This window comes from Nostoc sp. DSM 114161 (assembly GCF_052692665.1).
The window spans coordinates 7,203,092-7,214,209 of sequence record NZ_CP195141.1 but is presented as its reverse complement, the minus strand read 5'-3'; the positions used below and the strand labels follow the sequence as shown (position 1 = coordinate 7,214,209).

At 39.7% G+C, this 11,118-nt stretch carries 9 protein-coding genes; 4 read left to right on the top strand and 5 right to left on the bottom strand.

Translation table 11 applies throughout. The annotated features are described in order from the left end of the window. Positions 1-140 precede the first annotated feature (140 nt). The 4 genes from NSTC745_RS29970 to NSTC745_RS29955 all read right to left on the bottom strand — a co-directional run bounded on the left by NSTC745_RS29970 (position 141) and on the right by NSTC745_RS29955 (position 4,600). On the bottom strand, positions 141-1,160 hold the full coding sequence (locus tag NSTC745_RS29970; RefSeq protein WP_445634260.1) for a sensor domain-containing diguanylate cyclase: 1,020 nt from the start codon (positions 1,158-1,160) through the stop codon (positions 141-143). 493 nt (positions 1,161-1,653) lie between these two features. Further along, complete coding sequence (locus NSTC745_RS29965) at positions 1,654-1,899, bottom strand: DUF6737 family protein (protein WP_445634259.1); 246 nt, start codon at positions 1,897-1,899, stop codon at positions 1,654-1,656. Positions 1,900-1,940: 41 nt separating this feature from the next. Next, positions 1,941-2,708 (bottom strand): class I SAM-dependent methyltransferase, encoded by a 768-nt coding sequence (locus NSTC745_RS29960; protein WP_445634258.1) that lies wholly within the window; start codon positions 2,706-2,708, stop codon positions 1,941-1,943. A 272-nt stretch (positions 2,709-2,980) separates the two neighbouring features. Beyond that, entirely contained in the window at positions 2,981-4,600 is a 1,620-nt protein-coding gene (locus NSTC745_RS29955; RefSeq protein WP_445634257.1) for a cyclic peptide export ABC transporter, read from the bottom strand. Positions 4,601-4,876: 276 nt separating this feature from the next. Here NSTC745_RS29955 and NSTC745_RS29950 point away from each other — a divergent pair, with 276 nt between their 5' ends. Beyond that, positions 4,877-6,532: a B12-binding domain-containing radical SAM protein gene (locus NSTC745_RS29950; RefSeq protein WP_445634256.1), complete on the top strand. Its 1,656-nt coding sequence runs from the start codon at positions 4,877-4,879 to the stop codon at positions 6,530-6,532. A gap of 22 nt (positions 6,533-6,554) precedes the next feature. On the opposite strand, the gene NSTC745_RS29945 is transcribed toward NSTC745_RS29950, so the two are convergent. Continuing rightward, positions 6,555-6,749, bottom strand: a complete 195-nt coding sequence (locus NSTC745_RS29945) for a hypothetical protein (RefSeq protein ID WP_445634255.1) — start codon at positions 6,747-6,749, stop codon at positions 6,555-6,557. 425 nt (positions 6,750-7,174) lie between these two features. Here NSTC745_RS29945 and NSTC745_RS29940 point away from each other — a divergent pair, with 425 nt between their 5' ends. From NSTC745_RS29940 to NSTC745_RS29930, 3 genes are all read left to right on the top strand, one after another. Next, positions 7,175-7,780 (top strand): CDP-alcohol phosphatidyltransferase family protein, encoded by a 606-nt coding sequence (locus NSTC745_RS29940; RefSeq protein WP_445634254.1) that lies wholly within the window; start codon positions 7,175-7,177, stop codon positions 7,778-7,780. A 49-nt stretch (positions 7,781-7,829) separates the two neighbouring features. Continuing rightward, positions 7,830-8,543 (top strand): 2OG-Fe(II) oxygenase, encoded by a 714-nt coding sequence (locus tag NSTC745_RS29935; protein WP_445634253.1) that lies wholly within the window; start codon positions 7,830-7,832, stop codon positions 8,541-8,543. 144 nt (positions 8,544-8,687) lie between these two features. After that, positions 8,688-10,358, top strand: a complete 1,671-nt coding sequence (locus NSTC745_RS29930; protein WP_445634252.1) for an alpha-amylase family glycosyl hydrolase — start codon at positions 8,688-8,690, stop codon at positions 10,356-10,358. The last annotated feature ends 760 nt before the right edge of the window (positions 10,359-11,118 follow it).

Here is an 11,118-nt window from a genome sequence, read left to right as displayed (position 1 = left end):
GAGCAGGGGAGATGGGGAGCAGGGGAGATGGGGAGTAGGGAAGAAGTGACAATAGTATTTCCCCTCTGCCCCTCTGCCCCTCCGCTCCTCTGCCCCTCTGCCCCTCCGCCCCTCTGCCCCTCTGCCTCTTCCTATGCCCTTTACAAAACAGATTGCCGCTTGAGACGTTTGTGAGCATACATTAACTCGTCAGATCTGGCGACTAGTTGTTCTAGTGACATATTAGTCTCTGGTGAATAACGCTGTATTCCCATACTCATGGAAATTTCATAGCTACGGTTTTGTTGTTGATTGAAGTTGGCAATGTTTGTTTGCAAATGTGTTTGGATGTTTTCTGCTTCTTTGAAATAGCTGGAAATGAAAACAATGAACTCATCTCCACCCAAGCGAGCAACAATATCGGACTTGCGAAAACTTTGCTTGAGTAATCGGCCAGCATCAATAATCAAAGCATCTCCGACATCGTGGCCAAGGGTGTCGTTAATCTGTTTTAGTCCGTCTAAATCAATGAAAATTACCCAACATAGAAGTTTCATCCGGCGAGCAATTTTTAGTTGTTGTTCAGCCAGTAGGAAGAAGCCACGCCGATTATGCAAGCCTGTTAGTTCATCGGTTAGCGATAACTGTCTTCCTTCGATCTCTGCTTGTTTGCGGTTGTGAATTTCTCGGATGAGTTCCATCTGGGCGATCGCCTGACGACTGAGGCGATACAATGCATCTAATTGCTGGTCATTTAATCGGCGCTCAATCATATCGATGACACACAATGTCCCGACGGCAAACCCATTGGGCGTAACTAGCGGTACACCAGCGTAAAAACGAATTTTGGGATGATTTTTAACTAAAGGATTATTTGCAAAGCGATCGTCTTTGCTGGCGTTGGCAACTATTAATATCTTCTGTGGTTGCAGAATTGTATAGGAGCAAAAAGCCCAGTCTCTGGGTATTTCTCTCACTTTTAGCCCCACTTTAGATTTAATCCATTGGCGATCGCTATCAATTAAGCTAATTAAAGCAATTGGAGTCTTACAAATGTAGGCAGCAAGAGCAGTCAGGTCATCAAATCCTTGTTCCGGCAGGGTATCGAGAATATTGTAATCCTCTAATGCTTTGAGCCTTTCTGCTTCATTTTCAGGTAAAGGAGCAGGTCGGATTTTCACAGATGAGTGTCTCAACTTGAGGCAACAAAGTCCGCTAGGCTGGAAATTTTGCAATAATCGCAGGATTCTCTCTCGAAGGTCAAACCCCCATGATAAAAACATCTCTGCAACGGAAATTAAAATTCGCTTGAATCTTGTACAGAGATATTCTATTGCATTATTATTTTCTTCATGCCTTCGGTCTGCTCTGTTGTTCATTTCACTCTAGCTTTGAGTATGCAAAGTCCCTGGGTATGTAAATGCTTACAAGGTCTTGTGCCCAAAGCCAGGTTGAAAACGATCGATATCGGCTAAAAATTATCAAAACTTATGAAATTGTAAGACTTCTTCGTTAAAGCTTGATATTTTTAATACTAGAAACTTGCCTAGACCCTGAGAAAAGTTTAGGAAATTATTCTGAGGGTTTACAGATCTCCAACTTCTTTAAGAAGTCGGGGATCTGAACACCCACAGATCGCTACATCTAATGCGGTATTTTAGTTATGTCAGTCCACTATCTAAGATTTACTGAATTCTCATAGGAATCTAAAATTCCACTGCGAATAATTAGTTGCGGCCAAATTAATATAAAAAATCCCATCCAGGTGGCTACAGGGATGGAAATGAGAACTGTTAGCCAGATAGTTTTAAATAATAACCAGCTACCAGCAATCAGCGTCACACCTGTAAGCAGTATAGACCAAGGTTGACACCACCAAGGTTTGTAGTTCCAGGGATTGAGGGATTTTTGCTCAGACATTAATTTTATTTGGCAAATGTGCAAATGTTCCTCGAACAAGTTTAAACGTTATAGTGCTTTTTTTCTTCCGTAGCTTGCCTACTGGGGGAAGCAATAAATGTCCAAGTTGCCATATATGTCCCATCAAATATACTCGAATAATCAGCATTACTGTCAGAAATAAACCAATCAGGAGTTACCTTTTGCTGCCGAACTCTTTCATCTAAGCCGATTTGTAAGGAGATATTTTCGTGAACAATTTTTGCTTTGGCAATTTCTAGCATTTTTTCTACTGAATTTTGCAGCCATTCTGCTCGAACAAATAAGGTATGAGATGGATGGTTTCCATAAGCAAAAGGTACAACGATCGCCAGATATCCTCGATCGTTTAGTATTTTATCTAAGCAGAATTGAATAATTTCTAGATCGTCTTTTTTTTCTTGGGTTTCTTTGTTAACGCTATGAAATAGCAAGCCGGCTAAGACAACAGCATCAAATTTTTGATTTTTTTCAACTACTTCAGATAGGAAAAGCGATAAATCTTTCCTCACAAACTTTCTATTTGGGTAAACCTTTAAACATTGTTCAATAGCTAATTCACTGTGATCGACTCCTAAATAGTCGCATCGCACAGGTAAATATTTGCTTAAAGCGCCATTACCGCAACCTAAATCCAATAAAGAGAAGGGCTTGTCTTGAAAAGTTTTATCTAGAAAACTAGATGTAGGTGTATAACGCGTGAAATTTTCCGGTGCTAGAAAGTAAGAATAATAGTCATCTTCAAAACGTTCTTCTTCAGATGTTTTGCGTTCGGGAATCAAATTAGTCATTATCAAAACCTTTGATTACAAGGTTACTTTGATTTTCCTAAGCTATGAAAACCCTTAATTAAACAAGTATTTAGTTTGATAGCTTTTTTCGGAAAAGCAACGAGTAACTAGTTTTCCATTACCAGAATATTTGTTGTTGTTAATTTAAAAAATCTGTTGGAAGTTAGATTATAAATTCATCCTTATACAGGTTGCCAAAAGTACTTTAAGAGTGCTGTTTCACTGAATGCCAACACTATTTTTGACTACCAATTCACTAAAGCAGTAGCGTGTCAAGTTTTGTCATATTCTATTTGTCCATAATCAAGTTTGATAATTCGGTCTGCTAAATGAAAATAGCGATCGTCATGGCTAATTACCAAGACTGTTTTCCCACGCGATCGCAGTTCTGGTAAAATTTGAGTATAAAATATTCCTTTGAATATTGGATCTTGATCCGCTGCCCATTCATCGAATAGATAAATTGGTCTATCTTCCAAGTATGCTGTGAGTAAAGCTAGGCGTTTGCGTTGTCCTTGAGAAAGAGCAGTGGTAGAAAGTTGTCCGTTTTCAACTTTTACTTTATGGTCTAATTGCAGCTGTTTAATATATTTTGTAGCTTGAGTATCTAAATTTGAATTTTTTAATCCTAAAAGTTCGTCAAATAAATAAAAGTCGGAAAACACTACAGAAAAATGCTGCCGATACCATTCGCGGTTTTCTTGATTAATTAACTCGTTATCAAACAAAATTTCGCCACTAACCGGAATATAAAGTCCAGTAATTAGTTTAGCTAAAGTAGATTTACCGCTACCATTTCCGCCGACAATGAAGACTAATTCCTGAGGATACAATGTTAGGTCAATCGGCCCGAAGATAAAGCTATTGTCTTCTTGATTTGTGTAGTAAGTATGTGTAATATTGTTGAATTTTAAGCTCTGCCACGAAGTTTTCATAGCAGGTGGAATAGTTGATACTTCAGAACGAGTAGCTAAAGATAAACCCAATGAATCTATCTTTTGTAAAGCAATGCCGGCTTTACTTAATAGAGGAAGTTTGCTGATGATGTTATCCATTGGTAACACCAAGTAAGTGAAAGTCAAAATGTACCCAGAGAGAGTTGTAGCATCAAGAGTTAGTAAATTAGGCAGCACAAACAAAACAAAACCGATCGCAAAAAAGAAAACGAGTTGACCCCAGCTAGAAGTTGTAGCAAAAAGAGTTAAACCCTTAACATTATGATGGCGAAATTCATTAGCAGTTGCTTGCAGCTTTTGTTCTAAAAAAACTTGACGCCGCTGATAATTAAGCTTGAGTTCTTTGACTCCTTCGGTAATAGTGCGAAAATGCTTAAACAGTCGGTCTTCATCATCACGAGCCAGAGCTAAAAATTTTCTGCCTTCAGTTAATAGCCACTGGCAACTAGCGATCGCTACTATGGAAATACCACAAACCATCACCAATACCAACCAAGAAAGCCAGGTGATATATCCAATGCAACCCACAACGATCGCTAAATTAATAAACAAAAAAGGCATCTGATAAACAGCATTAGCAACTGCTTGAATATCCTCAGTTAAAGTTGCCAATAATCGCGCATTACCCAAATCTTCTAAATGACTCAACTCAGAACCAAGAATTCGCCGACTCAAATGCATTCGCAACTTTAAAACTGCATTCTGAGAAAGCCGAATCAGCATCACTTGGGAAATAATACTGGTAATCAGCGCAACTACCGCTAATCCCGCAAAACCCCAAGCTATAGATGTAAAACGCCCAGGACTACCGCTACTAGCAGCACGGCTAATCAAAGCAATCAAGCCAGCACTACTACCGCCACTCAAGAATCCAGTAACGATCGCGATCGCCACCATACCCCAAGCAGAACGTAAAATAAAGTAAATCAAATTCATGATAGACGCCTATGCCCCATGCTTAGGGACTGGGAGATGAGGAGATGGGGGAGTGTGGGGAGTGTGGAGAGTATGGGGGGAAAGATTTCTTCCCTATCCTCCCACACCTCCCACCCCTCCCACACTTCCTGCTTGCTCCATGCCCTATTTTCAAGTAAGTTTTCTATCTTACAATTAAAAACTTCTGAAAGATCGCGGTAAGCTAGTTGGAATTCAAGCTGATTGCGTCAGTAGATTGTTAAATTAGCTGCTCAGTTTTCCGGGGTGAAATTTGTAATGACTGTAAACCTGAAGTCTTTAGAAAACCCAATTGCTCTGGCGGCAGATTCCAAAACCGCTGCTAATACTGAAAAAAACCGCTACATTCCCTTGCATCATCGGCGTATTCTTTGTATCTTTCCCAAGTACAGCCGCTCATTTGGGACATTTCATTACGCCTACCCACTCATGGGTAATGTCCGAGCTTTTATGCCACCCCAAGGTATTTTAATTGTGGCTGCTTACTTACCTCAAGAATGGGAAGTCCGGTTTATTGATGAGAATGTCAAATCAGCAACTAAGGCTGATTACCAATGGGCTGATGTGGTAATTGTCAGTGGAATGCACATTCAAAAACCACAGATTAATCAAATTAATGAACTTGCCCATCGAGCTGGCAAAATCACAGTTATCGGCGGCCCTTCTGTATCTGGTTGCCCAGAGTATTATCCAGAATTTGATATTTTACATTTGGGTGAATTGGGAGATGCAACCGATCGCCTCATCGAGTATCTAGACCAACACTCCGAACGTCCCCAAGGGCAAATTCGCTTTGAAACTAAAGAACGTTTGCCTCTGACTGAGTTCCCCACCCCAGCTTATCATTTATTAAATATCAATGATTATTTCCTAGCAAACGTCCAGTTTTCTAGCGGTTGCCCTTATCGTTGCGAGTTTTGTGATATTCCAGAACTCTACGGACGCAACCCCCGGATGAAAACCCCAGAGCAAGTTGTCGCTGAGTTAGATGCAATGCTGCGATCGGGCAATTTGGGAGCAGTATATTTTGTCGATGATAACTTTGTTGGCGATCGCCGCGCTGCCATGAAATTACTTCCTCACCTAATCGACTGGCAAAAGCGCAATGGCTACCCCATCCAATTTGCCTGCGAAGCAACCCTCAACCTCGCTCAAAGCCCCAAATTGCTGGAGATGATGCGCGAAGCCTATTTCTGCACCATCTTTTGCGGCATTGAAACGCCAGAACCAGAAGCCCTCCATGCGATCTCCAAAGACCAAAACCTGAGTATGCCGATTTTAAAAGCGATTCAGACTTTAAATAGCTATGGCATGGAAGTAGTTTCGGGAATCATCATCGGCTTAGATACAGATACACCAGAAACAGGCGATCGCATTCTCGAATTTATTCGCGCCTCCCAAATTCCCATGTTGACAATTAATTTACTCCATGCATTGCCGAGAACTCCTTTATGGCGGAGATTAGAAGCAGAAGGACGACTTGTATTTGATGAAAACCGCGAATCGAATGTAGAGTTTTTAATGCCTTACGAGCAAGTTGTCGAAATGTGGCGGCGCTGCATCACCACAGCTTATGAGCCGGAATTTTTATATCAGCGGTTCGCGTACAACATGGAACACACTTACCCAAACCGCATCAAAGTCCCCAACAGCCCAGCTCGTACTTCTGGGGCTAATATTCGCAAAGGTTTAACTTATTTAATCAATATTTTGTTGAGGATAGGTATATTTAGTAACTATCGCCAAACTTTTTGGAAAATGGCGAAACCAGCACTAAAAGCAGGCGATATTGAAAGCCTGATTCACGTCGGGCTTGTGGGGCATCATCTGATTAAATTTGCCCAAGATTGTGCCAAAAACGAAGAATCAGCTTCGTTCTATTCCCAGAAAATCCTGACTAAGGTTCGTAGCTAGTAGGTATTTTAGCCGGGATGCTCTAAGGGTGTCTAACGATCGCTTGCGTTGTTAATGCATCGTCCTGCGTCGTTGATGCATTGCCCTGCGTTATTAATGCATTGCCCTGCGTTGTTAATGCATTGCCCTGCGTTATTAATGCATTGCCCTGCGTTGTTAATGCATCGTCCTGCGTTGTTAATGCATTGCCCTGCGTTGTTAATGCATTGCCCTGCATTAGGCATCTTGTAAAAAACAATGTAGAAACGTAGCATTGCTCATTGGTGTAAACTTAAGCTCAAACTGTTGCCCGACAATCGTTTTACCCCACCCCCAACCCCTCCCCTTGCTAAGGGGAGGGGCGGTTTTGCGTCAGCAAAGCCGGGGTGGGGTAACGCGGGATCTTGATGGTAAGTGAGTAGAACTCGCTCATCACGTTTTCATCAGAGTTTCACGTTAAGTTGACACTAATGAGCAATGCTACGTCTCTACACAACGATTTTGGGTAAATCCTGAATTCCCCTATACGACATACAGCGTAGCTAACCTAATGTATGATTTAATTCCCAGAAAATTTATGTAAAATAATAATCTATATCTCTAGACAGATGTGGCAATTATCAGTCTAGATACTTAAAGACCACATCAAATTCAACTTCATTTATGACGACAAAGACTTGGGATGCTCAACTTGCTTACTGGCTAGTTCGACCTCTAAAAGACAGTTGGGTAAATCCCAATCATCTCACCACAGTCCGACTAGTAACAGGACTGGCTGCTGCTGTTGCATTGGCGGTTGGCGATAGTATTTGGTCTAACATTGGGACAATCGTGTTTGCTTTATCCAATTTTTTAGATCACACGGATGGTGAATTAGCCCGTTTGAGTGGGAAAAGCAGCAAATTGGGACATCAGTACGACCTTTTTAGTGATGCGATTATCCACATTCTCTTATTTATGGGCATTGGATATGGTCTTAGAGAAAGCGAACTTGGTTCGTGGGCGTTGCTTATGGGTATAATATCCGGCATATCTGTCGCTTGCATTTTTCATTTGCGAAACCAAATGGAACAGCGTTTAGGTAAAGAAGCCACCCGTCAACCAAATTTTGCCGGCTTTGACATTGAAGATGTGCTGTATTTGTTTCCCATAGTCGCCTTACTCAACGGACTACAACCGTTACTAATTGCAGCTAGTATTGGTGCGCCAACGTTTGCTATATGGGTAATTTGGCAATTTTTCGCACTCCCAAAGTCTCAAGGAAATTAGGGAGTAAGGAGTGTTGAATGATGACGTTGACTGATGGCTGAGGAGTTTAATGAAGCTTCAAACTGAAATTTATCAAACCATAGCAGCTGTTGATTATCAAAAACTGAAAGCTGAGTTTCAAGCACAGAATGAATTTTTAGTGCTTGAAAACTTTCTTCCTAATTCGATTCTCAATGAGTTTTTGAGTTTGTTACCATCGCTGGAACCTGCTATCAATCGTAACTATATTCCCAATCATAAAAAAGGCGGTAGTATTAGCCGCTATAGCTTAGATAAGCTAGCGCCGATTTTCGGAGAATTTTATCAATTAAATGCCCTTTTCAATTTTTTCAACGAAATTACGGGTGAAAAACTGCTTCCCTGTCCCGATCGCGATCCCCATACTTACGCGCTATACTACTACACTGAGCCTGGAGATCATATTCAATATCACTACGATACATCTTACTATCGCGGCAAACGCTACACAGTGTTACTCGGTTTAGTCGATCGTTCCTCAAGCAAGTTGGAATATCAACTCTACAAGGATATTCCGGAACGGGAAACACAAATGCGATCGCTTTCCTTAACTCCTGGTACCTTAGTATTATTTAACGGTGACAAACTTTACCATAGAGTTACTCCTTTAGGCGAGAACGAACAGCGAATCGTTTTGACTTTGGAGTATGTCACCGACAGCCGTATGGGTATGTTAAAACGTTTCGTCTCGAATATGAAGGATGCGATCGCCTATTTTGGTTTTCGCCAAGTTTTTCGCCATTAGCATAATTAATATCACTGGACGTAAGTCAAAAGTCAAATAAAAAAGACCGAAAAAATTTATTACTTGAGAAAGAAGCTACAAATTATTTAGTCATAGAAAATCAATTTTATTGATTGCATTTATAGAAATTCTATAAATTTGGAAATGGGAAATTTGATTGAATTTACCTTGTTCGCTCCTCGTAACCAAGGAGCAGTTTTAATTGGGTCATTTTCTGATTGGCAAGAAATCCCAATGCAAAAAAGCGAAGACGGTTATTTTCGCACTAAAATACAACTAAAAGACGGGGTTTATCAATATAAATTTCGCATTCAAACCAAAAGTCCCAATTTTGCACCTAATGAATGGATAGATATTATCGACCCGAAGGCAACAGATGTTAATGAAACAAAAAAACATGCCACAGTGCGAATTAAAGACGGTCAACGTATTGTTGATACTTATGTTTGGCAACACGATGAAATGCCGTTGCCTGATAATCGGGAATTAGTCATATATGAAATGCACGTTGCTGATTTTACCGGCGATGAGGTTGACTCTGATAAACGAGGTAAATATTTAGGGGTAATTGCCAAGTTAGATTATCTGCTTGAATTGGGAATAAATGCAATTGAATTAATGCCAGTTAACGAATACCCAGGTAACTATAGTTGGGGCTATAAAGTCCGCCACTACTTTGCGACAGAATCTAGTTACGGTTCCACAGAAGATTTAAAGCAATTAATAGACGAATGTCATGCTAGAGGCATTCGTGTTTTTATGGATGCAATTTACAATCATACAGACGAAGAATGTCCATTACTGCTCATTGACCGGAATTATTGGTACTACGAATACAAGCATTATCCAGAAGACCCAGATAATTACTGGGGACCAGAATTTAACTATGATAATTACGACGAAAAATTAAATGTTAAGCCAGCATGGAAATACATCGGTGATGTAGTCAAATTTTGGATTGAAGAATATCACATTGATGGAATTCGTTTTGATGCGGTACGCCAATTGGCTAACTTTGAATTTTTCAACTGGCTGACTAAGCAAGCAAAAAAACATGCTGCATCCAAGCATTTTTATAATATTGCCGAACACATTCCCGATACAAACACTGTAGTCAAACCAGATGGGCCATTAGATGGTTGTTGGCATGAAAGTTTTCGCTACTTTGTAGTTCCATATATTTGTGGAAAATCATTTGAATTAGAACAATTAAAGGAAATTTTAGACCCTAAAAAACAGGGTTACGCAACTGCCACTAATGTGATAAATTATTTGGCAACACACGATCGCCAACGTCTATTGCGAGAATTAGGCGATGCTGGTATCTTTGATGCAGAAGCATTTAAGCGGGCAAAGTTAGCAGCAGTCCTGTTAATGACAGCAATGGGTATACCAATGCTGTGGATGGGAGAAGAATTTGGCGAATACCAGCCAAAAAGCGAAAGTGTGACTCAACCACAAAAGATTACTTGGTCATTGTTGACAAGCGACCAGAACCATAATTTATTTAAGTATTATCAAAAACTGATTGCTTTACGTCGCCAAAACCTAGCCCTGCAAAGCGACAATATCGAATTTTTTCACGAAGACAAAAACAATAAAGTACTGGCTTACAGCCGCTGGGACAAACAGGATTCCCAGGTCGTCGTCGCGGTCAACTTTTCTGCCGTAAATCTAACTAAGTACGAAATTCCAAACTTTCCCAGTGCTGAGTATTGGCGAGATTGGTTCGGTAACTGTGAAGTGGAAACTCAAGAAGATAGTTTAGTCACTGACTTACCAAGCTATACAGCCAAGGTATTTGTCTGGCAGTAGTTTTAGAGGATGTTTAAAAAGCCCACCCCACAAAAGCTAATTGCATATTTTTTCATTTGTAATATCATCTCCCGCTAATCACTTATAAATACCGAATCTGTGCAAAAATCCCAAAAGTCTTTTCCCTCCTGCTCCCTGCCTCCCCTGCACTCTAAATCATAAGTTTTTAACAGGACATGATATAAGTCTCTAGTTGAAAGCAAATAAAAGCCCTCTGATAGCACAGAGGGCTTTTGGCAGATATGGTTAGCTAAGGGGGCAAAAATAACAGAACTAATGCAAACACTTGGTAAGTTGATGTGGATGCAATAGGTTGCTATGTAAATAAATAGTATCAGATGACTATCAGATACGATACTCATATACATCACATATGCAACGTTTAATTAGTATTAATGTTAACTCCAGCTAAAACCCTTGAAAAATACCATTTTTTGAGGTTTCAATAAACTCAATTTACCTTTAGTTTTAAAGCTGTACCAAGCGTATTTATAGTTTTTTAATCAAAACTTTATCAAATCTTTTTATCTTTAATAAGAGTATTTTACATTTTGCGATGTGTGTAATATAAAATATTACATGAACATTATATTCAGGTGCAAATATATCTGCTAAAATAGTAATTTTATAAAAATTTATCCCGATCGAATACAATAATTTCCTACCGAATTTAGATTTAGATATAATTTAATACACTCTAAATTTAGTTGAAGAATAATTACTTTTTCCACTAAAGTTAAAAATATTCACAATTTGCAAA